18 protein-coding genes and 3 pseudogenes are annotated in these 22580 nt (G+C 70.4%); 12 read left to right on the top strand and 9 right to left on the bottom strand.

Annotation, left to right across the window (positions count from 1 at the left end; translation table 11 throughout):
* Window positions 1–86 precede the first annotated feature (86 nt).
* Window positions 87–386 (top strand): hypothetical protein, encoded by a 300-nt coding sequence (locus H3H54_RS07625; RefSeq protein WP_262426141.1) that lies wholly within the window; start codon window positions 87–89, stop codon window positions 384–386.
* A 32-nt stretch (window positions 387–418) separates the two neighbouring features.
* Window positions 419–1003 carry a DUF4097 domain-containing protein gene (locus H3H54_RS07620; RefSeq protein WP_262426140.1) on the top strand — a complete coding sequence of 195 codons (585 nt, stop codon included), beginning with the start codon at window positions 419–421 and terminating at the stop codon, window positions 1001–1003.
* A gap of 2 nt (window positions 1004–1005) precedes the next feature.
* Here the strand turns inward: H3H54_RS07620 and acs are convergent, their stop codons facing one another.
* Window positions 1006–2985 (bottom strand): acetate--CoA ligase, encoded by a 1980-nt coding sequence (acs, locus tag H3H54_RS07615; protein WP_262426139.1) that lies wholly within the window; start codon window positions 2983–2985, stop codon window positions 1006–1008.
* Window positions 2986–3278: 293 nt separating this feature from the next.
* On the opposite strand from acs, the gene H3H54_RS07610 reads away from it, so the two are divergent.
* Both H3H54_RS07610 and H3H54_RS07605 read left to right on the top strand, forming a co-directional pair.
* Window positions 3279–4385 (top strand): NADH:flavin oxidoreductase/NADH oxidase, encoded by a 1107-nt coding sequence (locus H3H54_RS07610; RefSeq protein WP_262426138.1) that lies wholly within the window; start codon window positions 3279–3281, stop codon window positions 4383–4385.
* Between the two features lie 19 nt (window positions 4386–4404).
* Complete coding sequence (locus tag H3H54_RS07605; RefSeq protein ID WP_262426137.1) at window positions 4405–6285, top strand: SDR family NAD(P)-dependent oxidoreductase; 1881 nt, start codon at window positions 4405–4407, stop codon at window positions 6283–6285.
* Here H3H54_RS07605 and H3H54_RS07600 read toward each other — a convergent pair.
* A pseudogene (locus tag H3H54_RS07600) lies at window positions 6266–7658 on the bottom strand (L-serine ammonia-lyase). The gene H3H54_RS07605 and the pseudogene H3H54_RS07600 overlap by 20 nt on opposite strands.
* Window positions 7659–7711: 53 nt before the next feature.
* Window positions 7712–9298 carry a DEAD/DEAH box helicase gene (locus H3H54_RS07595; RefSeq protein ID WP_262426136.1) on the bottom strand — a complete coding sequence of 529 codons (1587 nt, stop codon included), beginning with the start codon at window positions 9296–9298 and terminating at the stop codon, window positions 7712–7714.
* Between the two features lie 119 nt (window positions 9299–9417).
* Here H3H54_RS07595 and panD point away from each other — a divergent pair, with 119 nt between their 5' ends.
* The 6 genes and pseudogenes from panD (at window position 9418) to H3H54_RS07565 (ending at window position 15414) form a co-directional block, all read left to right on the top strand.
* Window positions 9418–9843 (top strand): aspartate 1-decarboxylase, encoded by a 426-nt coding sequence (panD, locus tag H3H54_RS07590; protein WP_262426135.1) that lies wholly within the window; start codon window positions 9418–9420, stop codon window positions 9841–9843.
* A 147-nt stretch (window positions 9844–9990) separates the two neighbouring features.
* Window positions 9991–10317: pseudogene (locus H3H54_RS07585) on the top strand (AEC family transporter); the annotation flags it as partial.
* A gap of 101 nt (window positions 10318–10418) precedes the next feature.
* Window positions 10419–10877, top strand: coding sequence for an AEC family transporter (locus tag H3H54_RS07580; protein WP_316249161.1), 459 nt, complete (start codon window positions 10419–10421; stop codon window positions 10875–10877).
* Window positions 10878–11107: 230 nt separating this feature from the next.
* A pseudogene (leuS, locus tag H3H54_RS07575) lies at window positions 11108–14074 on the top strand (leucine--tRNA ligase).
* 163 nt (window positions 14075–14237) lie between these two features.
* The gene (locus tag H3H54_RS07570) at window positions 14238–14591 is read left to right on the top strand and encodes a hypothetical protein (protein WP_262426133.1); all 354 of its coding nucleotides are present in this window, start codon (window positions 14238–14240) and stop codon (window positions 14589–14591) included.
* A 28-nt stretch (window positions 14592–14619) separates the two neighbouring features.
* Complete coding sequence (locus tag H3H54_RS07565; protein WP_262426132.1) at window positions 14620–15414, top strand: hypothetical protein; 795 nt, start codon at window positions 14620–14622, stop codon at window positions 15412–15414.
* 18 nt (window positions 15415–15432) lie between these two features.
* Here the strand turns inward: H3H54_RS07565 and H3H54_RS07560 are convergent, their stop codons facing one another.
* Window positions 15433–18063, bottom strand: a complete 2631-nt coding sequence (locus H3H54_RS07560; RefSeq protein WP_262426131.1) for an ATP-dependent Clp protease ATP-binding subunit — start codon at window positions 18061–18063, stop codon at window positions 15433–15435.
* A 323-nt stretch (window positions 18064–18386) separates the two neighbouring features.
* Between H3H54_RS07560 and H3H54_RS07555 the strand changes: the two genes are divergently transcribed.
* Together H3H54_RS07555 and H3H54_RS07550 are read left to right on the top strand one after the other, a co-directional pair.
* The gene (locus H3H54_RS07555) at window positions 18387–19310 is read left to right on the top strand and encodes a PrsW family intramembrane metalloprotease (protein WP_262426130.1); all 924 of its coding nucleotides are present in this window, start codon (window positions 18387–18389) and stop codon (window positions 19308–19310) included.
* Window positions 19268–19744, top strand: coding sequence for a hypothetical protein (locus H3H54_RS07550; protein ID WP_262426129.1), 477 nt, complete (start codon window positions 19268–19270; stop codon window positions 19742–19744). Before H3H54_RS07555 ends, H3H54_RS07550 begins: the two co-directional genes overlap by 43 nt.
* 71 nt (window positions 19745–19815) lie before the next feature.
* On the opposite strand, the gene H3H54_RS07545 is transcribed toward H3H54_RS07550, so the two are convergent.
* From H3H54_RS07545 to H3H54_RS07525, 5 genes are read right to left on the bottom strand one after another with little or no spacing between them, the layout of a single operon-like run.
* Window positions 19816–20247 carry an RNA-binding S4 domain-containing protein gene (locus tag H3H54_RS07545; protein WP_262426128.1) on the bottom strand — a complete coding sequence of 144 codons (432 nt, stop codon included), beginning with the start codon at window positions 20245–20247 and terminating at the stop codon, window positions 19816–19818.
* Window positions 20244–21704 carry an amidase gene (locus tag H3H54_RS07540; RefSeq protein ID WP_262426127.1) on the bottom strand — a complete coding sequence of 487 codons (1461 nt, stop codon included), beginning with the start codon at window positions 21702–21704 and terminating at the stop codon, window positions 20244–20246. The genes H3H54_RS07545 and H3H54_RS07540 overlap by 4 nt, the downstream gene beginning before the upstream one ends.
* The gene (locus H3H54_RS07535) at window positions 21701–22216 is read right to left on the bottom strand and encodes a low molecular weight protein-tyrosine-phosphatase (protein WP_262426126.1); all 516 of its coding nucleotides are present in this window, start codon (window positions 22214–22216) and stop codon (window positions 21701–21703) included. Before H3H54_RS07535 ends, H3H54_RS07540 begins: the two co-directional genes overlap by 4 nt.
* Complete coding sequence (locus H3H54_RS07530; RefSeq protein ID WP_262426125.1) at window positions 22213–22473, bottom strand: GNAT family N-acetyltransferase; 261 nt, start codon at window positions 22471–22473, stop codon at window positions 22213–22215. Before H3H54_RS07530 ends, H3H54_RS07535 begins: the two co-directional genes overlap by 4 nt.
* Window positions 22427–22579 carry a hypothetical protein gene (locus H3H54_RS07525; RefSeq protein ID WP_262426124.1) on the bottom strand — a complete coding sequence of 51 codons (153 nt, stop codon included), beginning with the start codon at window positions 22577–22579 and terminating at the stop codon, window positions 22427–22429. Before H3H54_RS07525 ends, H3H54_RS07530 begins: the two co-directional genes overlap by 47 nt.
* Between the last annotated feature and the right edge of the window lies 1 nt (window position 22580).

Genomic DNA, 22580 nt, shown 5'->3' with positions numbered 1-22580 from the left:
CGCCCCCTTCGCAGCAGCCTCTGTTCCTCCCCGGCCAACAGCTGACCCCGTCACCCGACCGGGACCGGCCCTGGCGGGTGCTCACGGTGCTGCTGGGCTCCGCGGTCGTGCTAATGCTGATCAGCGGGCTCACCCTGGCCACCGCGGCGAGCTGGGCGACCGGTCGTGGGTACTCCGAGGTGTCGGCCACCACGGGGCTCGGCACCCCCACCTCGCTGAGTCTGACCAGCGAGGTGGGCTCTGTCCGGGTGCTCCCCTCGGAGGACGTCGACGAGGTGACCCTGGCCCTGGTGGAGCCGGGCGCGACGGCTCTCCCCCGCCGCAGGAGACGGTGCGCGCCCGCATCACCCGTGGCACCGATTCGCAGGGCGCCACGGCAGTCGTGAGCCAGCCTCAGCGATACTCCGTGCTGCCCTGGATGAACCCCAGCCACGACCTGCTGCTGCTCGTCCCCGTCGGCCACGAGCTGTCCCTCGACCTGCGCGCCGAGGTCGGCAACGTCATGGTCGACGGCGAGTTCGACACGCTCAGCGTGCACGCCGATGTGGGTGACCTCGTGCTCGGGCCGCTCACCGCCACCGAGAGGCTCACCGCGACGTCCGAGGTGGGCAATATCGACATCGAGCTCGCTTCGCCCGCGCCTGCCTCCGTGGACATCACTGCCGCGGTGGGGGATGTCGATCTGCTGCTGCCCGTGGATGCCGGCGGTGACGTCGCGATCACCGCAGAGCTCGGCAGCGTCGATGTCGCGCTGCCCGGGTCAGCCCGCTGGGAGGTGGCCGCCGAGTCCGAGCTCGGGAGCGTCGATGTGGATCGGTCGCTCACGGGTGGCACGACCGCCGTGAACGGCACCCTCACGGTGACCTCTGAACTCGGGGGATCACCATCTCTCGATGACCCTGCTGCGCTCAGCGGAGCCGGAAAGAGGAGGGCGGGTGCCCGGTCGATCGACCGGGAACCCGCCCTGTTCCTGTCCCGTGCCCGGTCAGATGCCGAGTCGTAGGCTCAGTCCTTGCTGGTGAGACCCTTCTGGATCAGATCCATCACGGAGGCGTCGGCCAGGGTCTGGGTGTCGCCCACCTGACGGTTCTCGGCGACGTCCCGCAGCAGTCGACGCATGATCTTGCCGGAGCGGGTCTTGGGCAGCTCGGAGACGAGCAGGACCTTCTTCGGCTTGGCGATCGGGCCGATCTCACGGCCCACGTGGGCGCGCAGCATCTCGGGGACGGCGTCCTCACCGCCGTCCGCGGCGATGGCGTCCTCGTTGCCGGAGCGGAGGATCACGAAGGCGACCGGCACCTGGCCGGTGGTCTCGTCGTTCGCGCCGACCACAGCGGCCTCGGCCACCCACTCGTGGCTGACCAGCGCGGACTCGATCTCCATGGTGGACAGGCGGTGGCCGGAGACGTTCATGACGTCGTCCACACGACCGAGCAGCCAGATGTCGCCATCCTCGTCGCGCTTGGCGCCGTCGCCGGCGAAGTAGAGGCCCTCGAAGCGAGACCAGTAGGTCTCCTTGAAACGCTCGGGGTCGCCCCAGATGCCGCGCAGCATGCCCGGCCAGGGCTCATCGAGCACGAGGTAGCCGCCCTCCCCGTTCGCGACGGGCTCACCGGCATCATTGCGGACATCAGCGCTCATGCCCGGGAGCGGCTGCTGAGCCGAGCCGGGCTTCGTCGCGGTGACGCCCGGCAGCGGCGAGATCATGATGCCGCCGGTCTCCGTCTGCCACCAGGTGTCCACGATCGGGCAGCGGTCGCCGCCGATGACCCGGCGGTACCACATCCATGCCTCGGGATTGATGGCCTCACCGACGCTGCCGAGCAGGCGCAGCGAGGACAGGTCGAACTTGGCGGGGATGTCCTCGCCCCACTTCATCGCGGTGCGGATCGCGGTGGGCGAGGAGTAGAACAGCGACACCTTGTGCTTCTCGATGATCTCCCACCAGCGTCCCTGGTGCGGGGTGTCCGGGGTGCCCTCGTAGATGACCTGCGTGGCGCGGTTGGCCATCGGGCCGTACACCACGTAGGTGTGGCCGGTGACCCAGCCGACGTCCGCGGTGCACCAGTAGACGTCCGTGGAGGGCTTGAGGTCGAAGACGTTGCGGTGGGTGTACGCCGCCTGGGTGAGGTATCCGCCGGTGGTGTGGATGATCCCCTTGGGCTTTCCGGTGGTGCCGGAGGTGTAGAGGATGAACAGCGGGTGCTCCGCCTCCACCACGACAGGCGCGTGCTCGTTCGAGGCGGTCTCGCGGGCCTCGTGCCACCACACGTCCCGGCCCTCGGCCCACTCGACGTCGCCGCCGGTACGGCGCACCACGAGGACCTTCTCGACGGAGGCGCCGCCGCCGGCGAGCGCTTCGTCCACAGCGGTCTTGAGCGGGAGCTGCTTGCCGCGACGGTTCTGGCCGTCCGCGGTGATGACCACCCGGGCCTCGGCATCCTCGATGCGGGAGCGCAGCGCCTCGGCGCTGAAGCCTCCGAACACCACCGAATGCGGTGCACCGATGCGTGCGCAGGCGAGCATCGCGAAGACCGCCTCGGGGACCATCGGCAGGTAGATCACGACCCGGTCGCCGGTCTTGACCCCGAGATCGGTCAGGACGTTGGCCATCCGGGAGATCTCGTCCTTGACGTCGGCGTAGGTGAAGGACGCGTCGGAGCCGTCCTCGTACTCCGCCAGCAGCGCGACCTGCGAACCGTGCCCGGACTCGACGTGACGGTCCACGCAGTTGTACGCGACATTCAGCGTGCCGTCGGCGAACCAGCGCGCGAAGGGCGGGTTGGACCAGTCGAGAGTCTCGGTGAACGGAGTCTCCCAGCTCAGCAGGCTCGCCCGTGAGCGCCAGAACGCCAGACGATCACGCTCGGCCTCCTGGTAGAGGGAGGGACGGCCGACCGAGTTCTGCACGAATTCGGTGGGCGGGGAGAAGGTGCGGCTCTCCTGCGAGAGGTTCTCGATCCCGGTCTTCGCGTCGTCAGACATCAACACTCCTGCTTCACGGGCCCCGGTCGACCGGGGCGGATGGACGCGGACACCGTATCGCAGGAGACGCACGTCACGCGCCTTCGTCACACAGCTCGGTCGCTGCGCGCTCCTGACGAGGACCCGGTTGCCGGTTCACCGTGCGGGTCCCGAGTGGATCTCGAGATGCTCGCCATCAGGGTCCGTCGTGTGCACGCCCGCACACCGCCCTCTGCGGTCACACGGGCGGGATACCCCGCCGCGACCAGCCGGCAGGCGCGGGCTCGCAGGTGGGGCGACTACCGTAGGGGACCATGCTCTCCGATCCCGTCGCCGCTTCGCCGGCGCTCCTGGCACCTGCACGGCTGCGTTCCCTCGAGATGCGCAATCGCATCTGGCTCGCGCCCATGTGCCAGTACATGGTCGAGGACGAGGACGGCATCCCCACCGACTGGCATCTGGTGCATCTGGGAGCCCGTGCCACCGGCGGTTTCGGTCTGATCGTCACGGAGGCCACGGCCGTGAGCCCCGAGGGCCGCATCAGCCCTCGGGACACGGGGCTGTGGAACGACCAGCAGGCCCAGGCCTGGCGCCGGATCACCGGCTTCTGCCAGCAGCAGGGGGCTCCGGTCGCGGTCCAGCTCGCCCACGCCGGGCGAAAGGCCTCGACCTGGCCCGCGCTTCCTCGGTTCCGCGCCCGCCGCGGCACTGTGCCCGAGTTCGCCTCGGGCTGGCGCGCCGTCGGCCCCACCTCCGATCCCTTCCCGGGCCTCGATGCCCCGGACGAGCTCAGCCGCGAGGAGATCCGGTTGGTCGTCGAGGACTTCGTCGCTGCCGCTCGCCGCGCCGAGGAGGCCGGCTTCGATGCGCTCGAGCTCCACTTCGCGCATGGCTATCTGGTCCACGAATTCCTCTCCCCGCTGGTGAACACCCGCACCGACGAGTACGGCGGGGACGGGCCGGGTCGGCGCCGCTTCGCGCTCGAGATCGCTGCCGCGGTGCGGGAGCAGTGGCCCGCTGATCGTCCGGTGATCGTCCGCATCAGCGCCACGGACTGGATCGACGGCGGCTGGGACATCGAGCAGTCCGTCGAGCTCGCCCGCGAGCTCGAGAAGGTGGGCATCGACGCTCTGCACGTCTCCACCGGCGGCGCGGTGATCGCAGACATCGCCGTCGGCCCCGAGTACCAGGTGGGCTTCGCCCGCACCCTGCGCGATGCCGTCTCGCTGCCGGTGGCCGCCGTGGGCCTGATCACCGACCCCGCCGGCGCCCAGGCGGTGCTGGACCGGGGCGACGCGGACTACGTGGCGGTGGGCCGTGCCGCGCTGCGTGAGCCGGGCTGGCCGCAGCGCGCCGCGCACGAGCTGGAGGTGCGCGATGCCGCGCTGTATCCCGGCGCCTATCAGCGGGGCTCCTGGTGAGCCGCGCCCACGGTCACCGATGATCCTGGTCACCGGGGCGAGCGGTGGCGTGGGCCGCGCCGTCTGCCTTCAGCTGGCCGCACGTGGGGAGCACCTGCTGCTCACCGCCCGCGACGAGGACCGTCTCACAGCCCTGGCCGCCGAGGTGCACGCGGCAGGCGGCACTGCCCGGGTGCTGCCCTGCGATCTGCGTGACCAGCAGGCGGTCGCGCGGCTGGCCGAGGCCGTCCTCGCCGAGCACGGCACCCCGTCCGCGGTGATCTCCCTGGCGGGTCACTCGATCCGCCGCAGCCTCGAGGCGAGCTTCGGCCGGCCCCACGACCTGGTGCGCCTGACCGGAACGAACCTGCTGGGCCCGGCGACGCTGCTGCTGGCGATGCTCGAGGCGATGTGCGGGGCCGGGAGCGGGCGCATCATCGCCGTCACGAGCGCCTCCGCACGGATCCCCACTCCGGGATGGGCGGCTTACGGCGCCTCGAAGGCAGCACTCGATGCCTGGCTGCGGGCCGTGCGCCCTCAGGCCTCCCGGCACGGCGTGCGGATCGCGATCGTGGAGCTCCCCCTGGTCGCCACCGCCATGGCCGCCCCCACCTACGGCAGCGCCCCGCGCGGCGCCCTCCCCCGACCGGGCCGCGCGGCGGGTGCTCCACGCGCTCGATGCGCGCCGCACCCTGCTCTCGCCGCCCTGGGCGCGCGTCGGGGCGGTGCTCTCCCAGGCCGCTCCGTCGTCCGGGGCGTCCATGGCGGGCCGCGCCGCGGAGCTGACCCGTCGCCTCGCCGCACCGGGAAGGGGGTCCCGGGGATGAAGCTCCTGCAGGCGTCCACCGCATTGCGCGCCCGCGTCGCCCTGCGCCCCCGCTCGGTGGCGCTCGTGGATCGTCATGGCGAGCTGACCGCGGGCGAGCTCCTCGATCTGGTGCACCTGCACCGCCGTCGGTCCCGGGCGACGGCGCCGACCGGTCTGGGCGCATTGCCGGCCACCGCCCCGCTGCGCCAGGTGCTGGTCGCGGCGCTGGCCGGTGACGGCACGCTCGAGCTGCGTTCGAGCGGCAGCACCGCCGCTCCTCGTCTCCAGCGCCGGGGCCCGCTCTCCCCGGCCCAGCTGGCCACCCTCGCAGACCTCGGCCGCCGCATCGGGCTGCGACCCGGCCGGACGATCGCCTGCGCGGCACCGGGCGTCCACGGCCACGGATTGCTGGTCGCCCTGGGCACGCTCGCCGTGGGCGCACCGCTGGTGGACCTCAGCCACCTGCCGGCCGCTGAACGGGTGGAGCTGCTCCACCGCACCTCCCCGGATCTGCTCACCGGCGTCCCTGTGCATCTGCTGGACCTCCTGCACGCAGACCGCACGCTCGGCCGAGGGCGCCCGCTGCGCATCCCGCGGGTGGTCTCCGGCTCCGATGTGCTGCTCCCGGCTCTCCGTGCAGACCTGACCCGCCACTTCCGGGCCCGGGTCCATGACGTCTACGGCACCACCGAGACCGGTTCGCTGACGGTAGACGGCAGGCCGCTGCGCGGGGTGCGCCTGCGCGAGGTCGACGGTCTGCTGCACGCCCGCACTCCGTTCACCGGCGGGCGGGAGCTGGTCACCGACCGCGGGGAGATCGCTCGAGGCGCCGTCCGCGTGCTCGGCCGCGCGGATGGAGGGCTCTCCTCCGGCGGGATGCTCCACGACCCCGTGGCTGTGGCGCGCGTGCTGTGCGCCCACGATGGGGTGCGGGACGCCCGCCTGCTGGTCGTGCCTGACGAGCGCTTCGGGGTGCGGACGGTCGCCGAGGTGACGCTCGAACCGTCAGCGGAGACGGTCCCGGGCGCCGAGGAGCTGAGAGCCCTGGTGCGCGACCGGCTGGGCGCGGCGGCGGTGCCGCGCGAGGTGCGGCTCAGCAGTCCGGGACGCTGACCGGGACGGCAGTCACCGCGAGCCCGCCCATCGCGGTCTCCTTGTACCGCGCGTTCATGTCCCTGCCCGTCTGGCGCATGGTCTCGATGACCGTGTCCAGGGAGACGAAGTGCTCTCCGGTGCCGCGCAGTGCGAAGCGAGCTGCGGTGATCGCCTTGACCGCCGCCATCGCATTCCGCTCGATGCAGGGGATCTGGACCAGACCGCCGATGGGGTCGCAGGTCAGCCCGAGGTTGTGCTCCATCGCGATCTCGGCGGCATTCTCCACCTGGGCAGGTTTGCCACCCATCGCCTCGCACAGGGCCGCCGCCGCCATCGAGCAGGCCGAGCCCACCTCCCCTGGCATCCCACCTCGGCGCCGGAGATGGAGGCGTGCTCCTTGTACAGGGAACCGATCGCGCCGGCGGTGAGCAGGAAGCGCACCGCGATCTCGTCGGGGTCGACGCCCTCGAGGTAGGTGGTGGCGAAGAACAGCACGGCCGGGACGATCCCGGCGGCGCCGTTGGTGGGGGCGGTGACCACGCGCCCCCGGCGGCGTTCTCCTCGTTCACGGCCAGCGCCGCGAGCGAGACCCATTCGAAGGCGTTCATCGGCAGGCGCACCGGGTCCTCGACGCTCAGCGAGTCATACCAGGAGGCGGCTCGACGCCTGACCTCGAGCCCTCCGGGGAGGATCCCGCTGGTGTGGGTGCCGCGCTCGATGCAGTCGTCCATGGCGCGCCAGATGGTGAGCAGACCGCTGCGGATCTCCTCGTCGCTGCGCCATTGCCGTTCCCGCAGCAGCATCGCCTCGGAGATCGAGATCCCACGGTCCTCGCAGACCTTCAGCAGCTCATCCCCGGTGGTGAAGATGGTGCGGCCCTCGTCCTCGGCCGCGACCTCGGCGATCGAGCGGTCCATATCGGCCTCGTCGACCACGAACCCTCCGCCGACGGAGAACATCGGACGCCGCAGAAGCTCCTGCCCCAGCGCGTCCAGCGCGATGAAGGTGATCCCGTTGGAATGCTGGGGGAGGAAGGTCAGCGGGTGCGTCACGATCGTGGAGGGCCGCAGGCTCACCGGCAACGTGCCGTCGAGCAGCAGCCCGCCCGCGGATTCGATCTGCGCGACACGCTCCCGGCCTGCGACTGGGTCCACGGTCTCGGGATCGGCCCCCTCCAGCCCCATCACGACCGCGTCCAGGGTGCCGTGCCCCACCGCGGTGGCGGCGAGGGAGCCGTAGAGGTGGACGGAGACATCGGCGACCCGCGGGCCGAGCTCGGGATCGGCGAGCAGTTCGCGGGCGAACAGCCCGGCGGCGCGCATCGGACCCACCGTGTGGGAGCTCGACGGACCGATCCCGATCTTGAACAAGTCGAAGGTGCTGATGCTCATCGCGTGCCTCCTCGGCGCCTCACCGGCTCGTCATCGAGCCATGCATCCGGGACTCATCGTCCCCCACGCCGGCGCGGCGCCCGCGTCGGCGCGCCGGATCGCCCGCGACCCTGGCCCTTGCCGGTGCCCTCGCTGCGTCCGCGCCGCTCCCCACCGGCGGCGCCATCGGACCTACCGCGCCGCTCCCCGCCGGCGGCGCCATCGGACCTTCCACGCCTATCGCGCGTGTTGCCGGATTTCTCGTCCGACGGGCGGCCCCGGCCGCCGGCTGCCCCGGCGGTCCGTCCCCGTCCCCCGCCCTTGCGGTCGGGTCCGCGTCCGGCACGGGCACCGTCACGGCCTTCTCCGGGCTCTGAATCCTCCCAGGAGGATCGCCGCTCCTCGTTCGCGCGCCGCTCCTCCGCCTTGCGGGTATCGGCACCGCTGGCGCGGGTGAGGTTGAGCTTGCGCGGAGCACCCTTGTACTTCACGGTCGCCGGGTCCTCTGCGGGTTCACCGGCAGGCGTCCTCCCGCCGAGCTCAGCGAGGGCGGGAACCTCCGCAGAATCGACGTCATCAACCCAGGTCGGCTCTACCTTGGCTCCCGAGAGGACATTGCGGGTCTTCGCGATCTGGTGCGGCAGAGCGAGCGTGACGACGCTGCCTGTGGCTCCCGCACGGGCGGTGCGCCCCGAGCGGTGCACATACTCCTTGACGTCATCGGAGGGGTCGACGTGAACCACCATCGTCACGTCGTCGATATGGAGCCCGCGGGCCGCGACATCGGTGGCGACCAGCACGGGATATGCGCCCTCACGGAAACCGGCCAGCACATTGGTGCGCAGCCCCTGTTGCTTGTTGCCGTGCAGGGCCGCAGCGCCGATGCCGACCTCGACCAGCTCCTGCGCCACCCGCTCGGCACCCAGCTGGGTGCGCGTGAACATCAGGGTGCGTCCCTCGCGGGCACCGAGCTGGGCGGTGACCTCGCGCTTGGCGGAGGGCTCGATGGCCAGCACGTGATGGTCCATGGTCGCCACAGCGGCGGTGACCGGGGTGGTCTCGTGGCTGATCGGATCGACCAGGAAGGTGTCGACGATCTGCTCGACCTGCCCGTCCAGGGTCGCGGAGAAGAGCATCTTCTGGGTGCCCATCGGGATCGCGGCGAGGATGTCGCTGACGTCCGGCAGGAAGCCGAGGTCGGCCATGTGGTCCGCCTCATCGATGATCGTGGTCTCGACCAGGTCCAGCTGCAGCGCACCGCGCTCGGCGAGGTCGATCAGGCGCCCCGGGGTGGCCACCACGATCGAGACCCCGCGGGCCACGGCGTCGGCCTGCTTCTCGATGTTCATGCCGCCGGAGACCAGCTGCGCTTTGATGCCCACGGCCCGGGCGAAGGGGTGGATCGTGTCGACGACCTGCACCGCCAGCTCTCGGGTGGGCACCAGCACCACACCCAGCGGGCGCTTGCGATGCATCTTGCGCCCGCGGAAGCGGGAGGTCATCGCGAGGGTGAACGCGAGGGTCTTGCCGGAGCCGGTCTCGGCCCGAGCCAGCACATCACGGCCCGCGAGGGCGTCGGGCAGGATCACCGACTGGATCTCGAAGGCGCGCTCGAGGCCCTGATCGGCGAGGACGCCGAGCAGCTCATCGGGCAGCGCCATATCCTCGAACCGCTGAGAACGGCGTGCTGAACTGCGGCGGGCCTTGGGCATGGTGATCCTCCTGACGAAACGGACGCTCCCATCATCCAGCATGCGGCAGTGATGGGAGAATAGAGGCGATGTTGCGCACTCTGATGACCTCGAAGATCCACCGGGCCACCGTCACGCAGGCAGATCTGCACTACGTGGGCTCGGTGACGATCGACCCTGCCCTCACGGAGGCCGCGGGGCTGGTCGAGAATGAACAGGTCACGATCGTCGACATCACCAATGGTCATCGCCTGATCACCTACGTGATCGAGGGTGAGCGCGACAGCGGCGTGATCGGGATCAACGGCGCCGCGGCTCATCTCGTGGCCCCGGGCGATCTCGTCATCATCATCGCGTACGGGCAGCTGGACGAGACCGAGGTCTCCGCGCACCGTCCCCGCGTCGTCCACGTGGATGAGAGCAATCGCATCGTTGCCCTCGGTTCCGACGGCGCGCAGCCTGTTCCCGGCATGGATGATCAGATCGACGGCCGCACCTCGCACGGGATGCGCTGACCCCACCTCCTGTGACAGTTTCCGTCCGGCAGCTGAACGCGGGAAGGCCCTTTCCTGCAGGTGGTCTAGGATCGGTCCGGTGATCACGACTTCCTCCCGAACTCTCCTGTGAGCGGGGTTCTCGCCGGCTTCTTCATCGTCTGGGCCATGATCGGCGTGGGCTGGGTGGTGGGCCGCACCGGTGTGCTCGGCCCGCATGGCCGCTACGTCCTGAACCGCTCCACCTTCTTCATCGCCTCCCCCGCTCTGGTGCTGATCGGGCTGCTCGAATCCGAGGTGCGCGAGGTGCTCTCGCGACCGATGCTGGTCGCAGCCATCTCCGGTCTCCTCACCGGCGTGATCGTGCTCCTGGCCGTCGCGGTGTTCACCAAGCGCCGGGGCGCGGACCTGATCATGACCGCCATCAGCGGTTCCGTGGTCAACGGCGCGAACATGGGATTCCCGATCGCCGCCTATGTTCTCGGCGACATCTCCCACGCCCTGCCCGTGATCCTGTTCCAGCAAGCGGTGTACACGCCGCTCTACCTCTTCGTGCTCCACCGCGTCACCGTGGAGGACTCCCCGGCACCGCCGGCGTGCTGCGCAGCATCGTCGCGAACCCCACCATCATCGCCTCGACCATCGGCCTGCTCCTGGTGCTGGCGGGCGTGCAGATCCCGCCGGTGGCCCTCGAGCCGGTCCGCTCCCTCGCGAACATGGCGATCCCCGCGATGCTGCTGGCCTACGGCTTGTCCCTGTACGGCTCGAGACCGCTCGCGAAGGACGACGGCTACCGCGGCCTGATCGCCGTCGCCTCGAGCTCCAAGCTGCTGCTGATGCCGGTGATCGCGGTAGGTGTGGGGCTGCTGCTGGGCCTGCGGGGCGTCTCCCTGTACGAGGTCGTGGTGATGGCGGCGCTTCCCACAGCGCAGAACGTCTATGTCGCTGCAGCGCGTTACCGCGCCTCCGAGAACCTGGCCCGCGACACGGTGCTGATCACGACCATCGGCACCGTGCTGGTGCTGCTGCTGATCTCTGCCGTGCTCGGCGTCTGAGCCTGGCCCCGGCTGCGCCCCTGAGCGCGGTAGGATGGCCCGGTGACTCGACGGCTCCTGCTTATGCAGCCGCGTCGGACAAGGCCCGCGCCCACCCCGCGCTCCTGAGAGCGTGCCCGGTGCGCACGTGAGGCACCGATGCGGCTCCCCTCGCCTGCGCGAGGGTTTTTTCATGTCACGAGATGCCTGGCGGCACCTGCCGCACTGATCCTTCGGAGGACGATTCACCCATGAGCGAGGCCCCGCACCGCTATACCGCCACGGTGGCGGACGAGATCGAGCGCCGCTGGCAGCAGCGCTGGGACGAGGACGGCACCTTCCGTGCCGACAATCCCGTCGGCGAGCTGCGCGGCACGGCCGAGTCCGCGTCCGAGGCGGCCACGGCGGCTACATCGTCCGCGTCCGAGAAGATGTTCATCATGGACATGTTCCCCTACCCCTCGGGAGCAGGGCTCCATGTGGGCCATCCGCTGGGCTACATCGCGACCGATGTGGTCGCCCGCCATCAGCGCATGATGGGCAAGAACGTCCTGTACACGATGGGTTACGACGCCTTCGGCCTGCCTGCGGAGCAGTACGCGGTGCAGACCGGCACCCATCCGCGCACCACCACCGAGTCGAACATCGCCAACATGCGCCGTCAGCTGCACCGGCTGGGGCTGTCCCACGACTCCCGCCGCTCGCTGGCCACCACCGATCCCGAGTTCGTGAAGTGGACCCAGTGGATCTTCCTTCGGATCTTCGACTCCTGGTACGACCCCGAGGCCCCCAACGCCGACGGCATCACGGGGCGGGCGCGCCCGATCGCGGAGCTGCGCGAGGAGCTGCGCAGCGGCGCGGTGGATCCCTACGCGCTCGCGGACCGTCAGGGCATCGAGCTGCCCGCGGCCTGGGCCGACCGCAGCGCCGATGACGTCACGGGAGCGAGCGATGCCGAGATCGCCGAGCTGGCCGATTCCTTCCGCCTGACCTACATCTCCGAGACCCCGGTGAACTGGTGCCCGGGGCTGGGCACCGTGTTGGCCAACGAGGAGGTCACCGCCGAGGGTCGCTCCGAGCGCGGCAACTTCCCGGTCTTCACCCGCCGTCTGCGGCAGTGGAACATGCGCATCACCGCCTACGCGGATCGCCTCATCGACGACCTGGACCGGGTGGACTGGCCCGAGTCGATCCGCTCGATGCAGCGCAACTGGATCGGTCGCAGCCACGGCGCGCAGATCACCTTCCCCGCCACGGGCCTGACCTCCGCCCCCGAGGCGACCTTCGACGTCTTCACCACCCGTGCGGACACCCTGTTCGGGGCGACGTTCTGCGTCCTGTCCCCCGAGCATGCACTGCTCTCGGACCCCTCGGCCCTGCCGGCGTCCTGGCCGGAGGGCACCGCGCAGTCCCTGGACCGGCGGCGCGGCGAGCCCTCGCGAGGCCGTCGCGGCCTACCGGGCTCGCGCCGCCGCCCTCGACGAGGACGAGCGCACGGCCGACGACCGCGAGAAGACCGGTGTGTTCACCGGTCTGATCGCGACCAATCCGATGGACGGCCGCCAGCTGCCGGTCTTCACCGCGGACTACGTGCTGACCGGCTACGGCACCGGCGCGATCATGGCGGTCCCCGCCGAGGACGCGCGGGACTTCGAGTTCGCCGCGAAGTTCGACCTGCCGGTGATCCGCACCGTGCGCCCGCCCGCCGATTTCGACGGCGGGGCCTGGACCGGGGACGGCGAGAAGATCAACTCCGCGAGCGCCGATCTGGACCTCAACGGGCTCGACAAGGACGAGGCGAAGGACCGAGCCACCGAGCACGCGCAGGCACGAGGCTTCGGCCGTGCCCGCACCACCTACCGTCTGCGCGACTGGCTCTTCTCCCGCCAGCGCTACTGGGGCGAGCCCTTCCCCCCGTGGTGTACGACCCCGAGCACCCCGAGGTGCCGATCCCGCTCCCCACCTCGATGCTGCCCGTGGACCTGCCCGAGGTGGAGGACTTCTCCCCCAGGACCTTCGATCCGCTGGACGCGGACACCGAGCCCCAGACCCCGCTGTCACGGGCGCAGGACTGGGTCGAGGTCGAGCTGGACCTGGGCGAAGGGCCCAAGACCTACCTGCGCGAGACGAACACGATGCCGCAGTGGGCCGGCTCCTCCTGGTACCACCTGCGCTACATCGACCCCACCGAGGACGATGTCCTGGTGCGCCCGGAGAACGAGAAGTACTGGCTGGGCGCCCGTGAGGACGGCGGCGTGGGCGGCGTGGACCTCTACGTCGGCGGTGTGGAGCACGCGGTGCTGCACCTGCTGTACGCACGGTTCTGGCACAAGGTGCTGTTCGACCGCGGCGATGTCTCCAGCCAGGAGCCGTTCCACCGCCTGTTCAACCAGGGCTATATCCAGGCCTACGCCTACACCGACGCCCGCGGCGTCTACGTGCCCGCCGAGGAGGTCGTCGCCGAGGCCGACGGCACCTTCACCTACCAGGGCGAGCCCGTCACCCAGGAATACGGGAAGATGGGCAAGTCGCTGAAGAACGCGGTCGCCCCGGACGACATGTACGAGGAGTACGGCGCCGACACCCTGCGCGTCTACGAGATGTCGATGGGCCCGCTGGACCTCTCCCGTCCCTGGGAGACCCGTGCGGTCGTCGGCTCCCAGCGCTTCCTGCAGCGTCTGTGGCGCCTGGTGGTCGATGAGGAGACCGGCGAGCTGAACGTCTCCGACGAGCCCGCCGCCCTCGACATCCAGCAGGCGACGCACCGCACCATCGACGGGGTCACCCGAGACATGGAGCGGATGCACTTCAACACCGCGATCGCGAAGCTGATCGAGCTGGTGAATCACCTGACCAAGCACCTGATCGCCACCGGATCCACGCCCCGTGAGGCTGTCGAGCCGCTGCTGCTGCTGATGGTCTCGCCGCTCGCGCCGCACGTGGCCGAGGAGCTGTGGGCACGCCTGGGCCACACCGGGAGCATCTCTCGCATCGCCTTCCCGGCAGCTGATCCGGAGCTGCTCAAGGCGGAGCGCGTGACCTGCGTGATCCAGATCAAGGGCAAGGTGCGCCACCGCATCGAGGTCGATCCGGAGATCTCCGAGACCGACCTCGAGGCCGCGGTGATGGCCGAGGAGCGCGTCCAGGAGCTGCTGGAGGGTCAGACGGTCCGCAAGCTGATCATCCGCGCGCCGAAGATCGTGAACATCGTGGTCTGAGCCGGCAGCGGCGCTGACGCGTCCCGGGGCCCTGCGGGGTCACGGGACGCGCCATGTCCGGGCCCGTCACCGCTCTGCCTGACTGTTCCTCCACAGCGTGCAGCCGTCCACAATCCGGGGGCGAGTCCGGCGGGGACCGGGCATGGTTCTCTACGGTCGCGCCATGAACACTTTCTGGGGATGCGAGCCCGAGGCCCTGACCGAGCTGTCCGCCGCCTACGGAGCCGGTGCCGCCCGGATGCGGCACTTGATCGACAAGATCGTGGAGGCGTTGCGCAGCACGGCCTGGCAGGGCCCTGACGCGGACGAGCACCGCCTCCGCACCGCAGGCGCCGTCGAGATGATGACGGACCTGATCGGGGCGATCCGGAAGCTCGAGAAGCTGCTTCGCCAGGAAGCAGCGGAGCAGACAGCCTGTTCGTTCGCGCCGAGGCAGGCTCCGCGCGTGCAGACGATCCGCTCGGGGTCAGAGCCGCTCCGCCCTGGGTCAGCGGCCCCGTGGACCTGCCGCGGCTGAGCGGCGCCGACCCCAGCCATGGGGACCGATGATCGGCGGACCGTTCGCGGCGAAGGATCCCTTCGCTGTCGCGGACCGGCTGCCCCGCCTGCCCGACCTGGGGGACATCGGTCCCATGATCGGCGGTCCCTTCATGTCGACGGACCCTCAGCCGATCCCCGCGCCGCGGCAGGTCGCCGAGGGCCCGGAGTTCGGCATCGACCCCGAGATCCTGGCAGAGGCGCAGCAGACTCGTCGGGTCACGCTCGGCGCGATCCCCGCCGTCGGCACGGCCCAGATGCTGATGGGAGCTCATGCCGCGGTCGGCGACACGTTCGACCGCACGGAGCAGAACCTCCAGGAGAGCGGTCTGGGAGCTCTCACCCCGGTGGTCTCCCTGGCGCGGGTCCCCCACTCGGTCGCGGGGATCGCGCTCGGGGAGAAGTCGGTGCTCGGCCAGGCGACCTCGGGCGTCGACGCCTCGATCGCCAACACCATGCAGACCAGCGACGAGATCTCCGCCGCTATCGGTGACGGTGACCTCGCCGGAGTCGTCAGCGCCGGCGAGCGCGGCATGTTCCGCCAGGCGGGGGTGACGGCAGACGTCCTGACCGCCACCCCCGTCCCCGCGCTCACGGAGTCGACGGCGGATGTGTTCGGCGCCGGGGCGCACGTAGTCGAGACAGTCAGTCCCGAGGCCGCGGCGCCCCTGCGGGAGGTCGAGCAGGCGAGCCGAGAGGCCGGCGAGAGCTGGGAGAGCGGACGGGGCCGCTTGACCGACGCCGAGCGCTACTACGACACCCGCCGGCAGTACGCACCGATGCCCTGGGACCCACAGGGATGAGCACCCTTAGGCGATCGCTCACTGCGGGGAGGAGGTCACCGCCTCGGGTTCGGCGCCGGACACGGAGAGCGTGAGCCCTGCCTCGCCCGCGCCGACCTGGACCGTCTGCCCGTCCTGGACCTCGCCCGTCAGGATCAGCCGTGCCAACCCGTCGCCGATCTCCTTCTGCACCAGGCGCTTGAGCGGACGCGCCCCGTAGAGCGGATCGAAGCCCTCTGCCGCGAGCCAGCTGGTCGCCGCCTCGTCGACCTCGAGCGAGATCCGGCGGTCCCGCAGCCGCGCGGCGACCTCATCGACCTGCAGCGTCACGATGTGGGTGAGCTGCTCTCGGGTGAGGGAGTCGAACATGACAATGTCATCGAGACGGTTGAGGAACTCGGGTTTGAAGGAGGCCCGCACCACCTGCATGACACGGTCGTGCTTCTCCTGTTCGTTGAGCATCTGGTCCTGCAGCGCATGGGCGCCGAGGTTCGAGGTGAGGACCAGGATCGTCGAGCGGAAGTCGACCGTCCGTCCCTGCCCGTCGGTGAGGCGGCCGTCGTCGAGCACCTGGAGCAGCACATCGAACACGTCCGGATGCGCCTTCTCGATCTCGTCGAGCAGCACCACCGAGTAGGGCCTGCGCCGCACGGCCTCGGTGAGCTGGCCGCCCTCGTCATAGCCGACGTACCCCGGCGGGGCGCCGACCAGGCGGGCCACCGTGTGCTTCTCGCTGTACTCCGACATGTCCACGCGGATCATGGCCCGCTCGTCGTCGAAGAGGAACTCCGCCAGCGCCTTGGCCAGCTCGGTCTTGCCCACCCCGGTCGGTCCCAGGAACAGGAAGGAGCCGGTAGGACGGTCCGGATCGGAGATCCCTGCGCGTGCACGTCGCACCGCATCCGAGACCTCTCGCACGGCCTGCTCCTGGCCGATCAGGCGCTGGCCGATGATGTCCTCCATCTGGAGGAGCTTCTCGGTCTCTCCCCGCAGCAGCCGGCCGGCCGGGATGCCGGTCCAGGCCGAGACCACATCCGCGATGTCATCGGGCCCCACATGGTCGGCGACCATCGGGCGCTCCTGATCTCCCTCGCCCCCGGCCTCCTGCTCCTCCGCCTCGCGCAGCTGCTCCTTGAGTGCGGGGATGTCACCGTAGAGGATCTTGGAGGCTGCGGTGAGGTCGCCTTCGCGCTGTGCGCGGTCGGCCTGCATGCGCAGCTGCTCGAGCTGAGCCTTGAGATCGCCCACGAGGTTCAGGCCCGCCTTCTCCCGCTCCCAGCGGGCGGAGAGCTCCTCCATCTGCTCGGTGCGATCGGCGAGCTGGGAGCGCACGGAGTCGAGCTGGGCGATGCTGCCCGGGTCCTCGCTGCCCGCCAGCGCGAGCTCCTCCATCTTCAACCGGTCCACCTGACGCCGCAGGATGTCCAGCTGCTCGGGCGAGGAGTCCAGCTCCATCCGCTGCCGGGAGGCCGCCTCGTCGACCAGATCGATCGCCTTGTCCGGCAGCTGCCGGCCCGAGATGTAGCGCGAGGACAGGGTCGCGGCGGCCACCAGGGCGGCGTCGGTGATCGTGACCTTGTGGTGCGCCTCGTACTTGTCCTTGAGCCCACGCAGGATCGTCACGGAATCCTCGACGCTCGGCTCTCCCACGAACACCTGCTGGAACCGCCGCTCGAGGGCGGGGTCCTTCTCGATGTTCTCGCGGTACTCGTCCAGCGTGGTCGCGCCGACCATCCGCAGCTCGCCGCGGGCGAGCATGGGCTTGAGCATGTTGCCCGCGTCCATCGAGCCATCGCCGGAGCCGCCGGCACCGACCACGGTGTGGAGCTCGTCGATGAAGGTGACGATCTGCCCGTTGCTGGTGCGGATCTCGTCGAGGACGGCTTTCATGCGCTCCTCGAACTCTCCGCGGTACTTCGAGCCCGCGACCATCGAGGAGAGGTCCAGCGAGATCAGTCGCTTGCCGCGCAGGGAATCCGGGACGTCGCCGGCCACGATGCGCTGGGCGAGGCCCTCGACCACGGCCGTCTTGCCGACGCCGGGCTCACCGATCAGCACCGGGTTGTTCTTGGTGCGCCGTGAGAGCACCTGGACCACGCGGCGGATCTCGGCGTCACGGCCGATCACCGGGTCCAGCCGGCCCTCACGGGCGAGCTCGGTGAGGTCGACACCGAACTTCTCCAGGCTCTGGAAGGTGCTCTCGGGGTTCTGTGAATCCATCTGGTTCATGCGGTCATCTCCTGGGCTCAGTTGTGAGACGGCATCGCGGAGTGCTCGGGGCGTGGCTCCGGCTGCGGTGAGCAGCCGGGCTGCGGCGTCTTTGCCGAGCGCGATACCGATCATCAGGTGCTCGGTGGACAGGTGGGTGCGGCGGGTGGAGTCGGCCTCGTGCCGGGCCGCCTCGAGGGCGTCGAAGCCGGTGCCGATGAAGGTGGGCGAGGCTCCGCCGCTGGCGCGCGGGAGCCCATCGATCGCCTGTTCAGCGCGACGGATCACATCGCCGGGATCCGCGCCGGCGGCGGCCAGGGAGGCACGACCGATGCCGTCCTCCTGTCCCGCCAGAGCCCACAGCAGGTGCATGGAGCTGATCTGAGGGTTGCCGAGCTCGGCGGCCTTCTCCGCGGCGGCGGTGACGGCCTCCTGCGAGCGGGTGGTGAACTGGAACTCCACGGTGCTCCTCTTCTGCGTCAGGTGGGTGGTGCGGTGTTCGACGGGGTCAACGCCGCGCAAGTTGAGTCTATTCCGCTCAACCCTGAGATCTCTCGACTTCCGGTGGCGTGAGCACCTCGGGCGTCATCCACAATCGTTCCTCGCGCCTTCGGCTTTCCGCGATGATGGGAGTGCACAGCTGTAGCATCGCACTGGTGCCGTGGCTCGGCCGTCCGGGGAACCGACGTCGATCACGCGCCCGGCATCCCTCCTCCTGTACCTCCTGCCGCTGAAACAGAGGCCCTCATGTCCCATCCCCCTCCCAGCCGCAAGGCGGCCAGTACATGCCCAACGGCCGTCCGCGCCCGGGCGCGCCGAGCTCGGCGCCCGGCGCTCCGTCGTTCCAGTCCCAGCCCCGGTACATCGACTACGGCAACCCTCGCGCCTACGACACCTCTGTGCGGCCGGCCTCGGGGCTCACCGCGGCCCGTTTCGCCCCGGCTCAGATCCAGCGGCCCGGCCAGGCCCAGCCGCAGTCGGCCTGGTCCACGCAGACCCGGCGGGTGCAGGAGGTCTCGCAGGAGGCCACGAAGCTTCCCGCAGTGAACATCGCGGTCTGGATCGTGGTGGTCGCCCTCGGGTTCAGCCTGCTGTTCGTCCTGGGCTGGTTCTTCCTCGAGTTCGTGCTGACCGCGAGCTCGAGCCCGGTGTGGTGGCCGGTCACCGCCTTCCTCGCCCTGCTCTCGCTGGTGGTCATCTCCTTGATCATGTTGCTGGCCGACCGCTGGGACCCCCAGCCCCTGCCGCTGCTGATCATCGCGGTGTTCTGGGGAGCAGCGATCGCGGCCTTCTCCAGCTACTGGCTGAACACGCTGAACTCGCTGCTGGTCTACATCGTGACCGGCAGCGAGGCGGCTGTGAACTTCGCCGGTCCCGTGATCAGCGCTCCCCTGGTGGAGGAGACCACCAAGGGGCTCGGGCTGCTGGTGCTGATGCTGCTCGCGCGCCGCTACTTCAACGGGCCTCTGGACGGGCTGATCTACGGCGCACTGATCGGCGGCGGCTTCGCTTTCACCGAGAACATCATCTACTACACCCGCATCCTCGAGGAGCTGGGCGCCGGCGGCGTGCTGATCCTCGTCATCATGCGCGGTGTCCTGAACATCTTCGGCCATGCGATCTACACGGCGCTGACCGGCATCATCGTCGGCTTCGTGGTCCGCAAGTGGGCACGATCATGGGCTTCCTGGTCTTCATCCCGGCACTGATCCCCGGGATGCTGATCCATGCCGCATGGAACTTCTTCGCAGGGCTCGGCGGCGGCATCGCAGTGATGCTGCTGATGTACGGCGCGAAGGCTTTCATCTCGCTGCTGTGGCTGATCTCGATCGGCGTGCTGATCTGGGACGAGTCCCGCCTCACCCGCATCCGTCTGGGCGACTACGCCAACCAGGGCTGGCTCACGCATGAAGAGGTGGACATGCTCGCCACCTGGAAGGGGCGGCGCGAGGGCAAGCGCTGGGCCGCACAGATCGGTGCCAGGCCCGTGATGAAGAGGTTCATCCGCGAAAGCGCCGATCTCGCCTCGATCCGGCAGCGCCTGCTCGCGGACGGCGCGAACCCCAAGGTGGTCGGGATCGAGCGGAACCTGCTGAACCGCCTGACCTCGAACCGTCAGGAGCTGCTCTCCTACGCCCGCTGACCCGGCGGAGGACCGCCTCACCGCCTGGAGCCGGAGGGCCCTGCGTCATCGACGCGGGGCCCTCCGCGTTCTCAGTCCCGAGGATCTTCCCAGGGCGCAGCGGCGCCGCCGGCATCGCGCCCCCGCAGCCGGTCGAACTGCCGTCGCTCCCGCTTGGTGGGCCTTCCGGTGCCGCGCTCCCGACGAGGCGGTGCCGCCGCGAGCTGCGGGGCCGGCTCCGGAGTGTGGTCCTCGTAGCATTCACGGGCGACCGGTGCACCCACTCGCTTCGTGAGGATCCGGGTGACCACCACGATCCGCTCCCGGCCCGGTGAACGCACTCTCAGCTCGTCCCCCACCACGATCTTCTGGGCCGCTTTGACCGGGTCACCGTTGCGGCGCACATGCCCGCCCCGGCAGGCCGCGGTCGCCGCTGAGCGGGTGGGCATCAGCCGAGCGCTCCACAGCCAGACGTCCAGGCGCACGCTCTGCGGGCCGGTGTCGCCGGTCCCGGCAGTGTTCATGCTGCGTGCGGCAGGCGCGTCAGCGGCCACGGGTCATGGGCCTCCAGCTGGGCGGCCAGGGACAGCAGCAGCGCGTCGTCACCGTGCCGGGCGGCACCGAGCTGCACCCCGAAGGGCAGCTCGATCCCGTCGATGGACTCTCGATGGATCGGCACGGCGATCGCGGCGGCGCCGAGCATGTTCCAGGTGCTGGTCCACGGGGTGAAAGCCCGCTGGGCGTCGAAGTCGGCGGCGCCGTCGGCCAGCTGCAGACGGTCGGGGAAGGCCGGTGGCTCGGCGAGCGCCGGGGTGATCACCACGTCGAACGGGGAGAACGCCTCGGACGTGCGTCGGGCCAGCGACTGCACCCCGGAGAAGGCCTGGGCGAGCTCGACCCCGCTGTAGGCGCGGCCACGCTCCCGCAGCCAGCGGGTGAGCTCGAGGATCTTGCTCTCCTGCTCCGCGTCCAGCGGGATGGTCGCGGCGCCCACCGTCCACAGCGGCATGAAGGCGGTCCAGTCCTCGGGGCCGAACGGGGCCGGGATCTCGGTGATCTCGTGCCCGAGAGCACGCAGCACGTCCAGGGCGCGCTCGAGTCCGCGCAGGGCGGCCGGGTGCACGTCCGTCTCGGCGGCGAGGGGCTCGCGCAGCACCGCGATGCGCAGCGTCTGCGGCACAGCGCCCGGGCCCTCGAGGTGGGCGAGGTACCCGCCGGACGCCTTCGCTGCGGGCGTGAAGTCACCGGTCCTGGGGCCGGCGATGAGGTCGAGGCCGGCGGCGGCATCGCGCACGCTGCGTGCGAGCACTCCGTCGGTCACCAGCCCCATCCCCTCGGCGCCGTACGGCCCGGGCGAGACCACGCCGCGGGAGGGCTTGATGCCCACGATGCCGCAGCAGGCCGCTGGGATCCGCACCGAGCCTCCGCCGTCGGAGCCGTGGGCGAGGGGTGCGATGCCCGCGGCGACCGCGACGGCCGCACCGCCGCTGGAACCGCCGGCGGTGCGGCGCAGGTCCCATGGGGTGCGGGCCGGGGCACCGGTGGCGGGCTCCGTGTATCCGGGCAGACCGAACTCCGGGGTGGTGGTCTTGCCGACGGTGAGGGTTCCGGCGTCGAGGATCTTCTGCGCGACACCGTCGGTCACCGTGGCGATGTTGCCCGCCATCGCCGCACTGCCGGCCTCGAAGGGGGCGCCGGCGATCTGGGTGAGGTCCTTGATCGGCATGGGCACGCCGAGCAGAGGCAGAGCTGCGCCGAGCTCCTGCTCTCCCCCGGTGCGGCGCGCCTCCTCGAGGCGCTCCGCGGCGGCTCGTGCCTGCTCATGGGTGAGGTCCTCCAGGAGGTGGGCGAATGCTCCGGCCTCCTGGCCGATCCCGCGCGCCGCCTCGAGGGTCTGCTCAGCGAGCTCGAGCACGTCGAGGTGTCCGGAGCGGAGTGCGGCGGCGGTCTCCAGCGCTCCCAGCGGTTCCTGGGCCGTCACCGTCGCTCTCCTGCCGTATCGGGCTGGGTGCTCGGCGCCACGTGTTCCCGCACATGGTCCACGATCCCGCCGACGGCCTCGTCGATCTGCTCCCAGGCGGTCTCGAAGTCGGTCTCGTCCCCGTACCAGGGATCGCGGATGCCGGTGTCCTCGACAGGTGTCGGCGCGAAGTCCCGCACCATCCGGACCGTCTCGTCGGCCCGGGGGCCGAGCGCCCTGCGGAGGGGTTCGACGTGGTCGTGATCCAGGGCGAGCACCAGGTCCGCCTGGTGCAGCTCCTCATCGCTCATCTGCCGGGCGAGATGATCCGCGCTGTCGATCCCGTGGCGGCGCAGGAGGGCGCCGGCGCGCGGATCGATGGGGTTGCCGGCCTCCCAGCTCGAGGTCCCCACGGATGCCACCTGGGCGCGGTCGCCGAATCCGGCGTGTGCGAGGGCTTCTCGCAGGGCGTACTCGACCATGGGTGAGCGGCAGATGTTGCCGGTGCAGACGGTCAGGATCCGGAAGGTCATGGGGCCTCCTCGTGGGTGTGGGGAGACGGGGTCTCCAGCAGATCGGCGTACTCGGGGTGCCGCTCGACCCAGCCTTTCACGAACCAGCAGGTGGGGCGGATCTTCATCCCCTTGCCGCGGATGTCGTCGAGGGCGAAGCGGACGATCGCGGAGCCGATGCCCTGCCCGGAGCGTTCCGGGAGACCACGGTCGAGCGCAGATCGCGCACCTTCATGCCCAGTCCGTCGCCGTCGCCCGGCGGGGGTCCTCGTCACCATGGGCGAGGACGGCGACAAGCTCCTCGCCGTCGAGGGCTTCGTAGCGGTCGCGATCATCATCGTGGACCAGGCGCACCGCGCCCGGCCCGGCGGAGGTCTCATCCATG

It is taken from the genome of Brachybacterium sp. Z12, from assembly GCF_014400405.1.
GTDB lineage: Bacteria > Actinomycetota > Actinomycetes > Actinomycetales > Dermabacteraceae > Brachybacterium.
This window is presented reverse-complemented; position numbering and strand designations above follow the sequence as displayed.

Excerpts from the sequence above, each read along its gene's own strand:
- H3H54_RS07620 (WP_262426140.1), top strand. The coding sequence starts at position 419 with ATGAACCCCAGCCACGACCTGCTGCTGCTCGTCCCCGTCGGCCACGAG.
- acs (WP_262426139.1), bottom strand. The coding sequence starts at position 2,985 with ATGTCTGACGACGCGAAGACCGGGATCGAGAACCTCTCGCAGGAGAGC.
- H3H54_RS07610 (WP_262426138.1), top strand. The coding sequence starts at position 3,279 with ATGCTCTCCGATCCCGTCGCCGCTTCGCCGGCGCTCCTGGCACCTGCA.
- H3H54_RS07605 (WP_262426137.1), top strand. The coding sequence starts at position 4,405 with ATGATCCTGGTCACCGGGGCGAGCGGTGGCGTGGGCCGCGCCGTCTGC.
- H3H54_RS07595 (WP_262426136.1), bottom strand. The coding sequence starts at position 9,298 with ATGGCGCTGCCCGATGAGCTGCTCGGCGTCCTCGCCGATCAGGGCCTC.
- panD (WP_262426135.1), top strand. The coding sequence starts at position 9,418 with ATGTTGCGCACTCTGATGACCTCGAAGATCCACCGGGCCACCGTCACG.
- H3H54_RS07570 (WP_262426133.1), top strand. The coding sequence starts at position 14,238 with ATGAACACTTTCTGGGGATGCGAGCCCGAGGCCCTGACCGAGCTGTCC.
- H3H54_RS07565 (WP_262426132.1), top strand. The coding sequence starts at position 14,620 with ATGATCGGCGGACCGTTCGCGGCGAAGGATCCCTTCGCTGTCGCGGAC.
- H3H54_RS07555 (WP_262426130.1), top strand. The coding sequence starts at position 18,387 with ATGCCCAACGGCCGTCCGCGCCCGGGCGCGCCGAGCTCGGCGCCCGGC.
- H3H54_RS07545 (WP_262426128.1), bottom strand. The coding sequence starts at position 20,247 with ATGAACACTGCCGGGACCGGCGACACCGGCCCGCAGAGCGTGCGCCTG.
- H3H54_RS07535 (WP_262426126.1), bottom strand. The coding sequence starts at position 22,216 with ATGACCTTCCGGATCCTGACCGTCTGCACCGGCAACATCTGCCGCTCA.
- H3H54_RS07530 (WP_262426125.1), bottom strand. The coding sequence starts at position 22,473 with ATGGTGACGAGGACCCCCGCCGGGCGACGGCGACGGACTGGGCATGAA.
- H3H54_RS07525 (WP_262426124.1), bottom strand. The coding sequence starts at position 22,579 with ATGGATGAGACCTCCGCCGGGCCGGGCGCGGTGCGCCTGGTCCACGAT.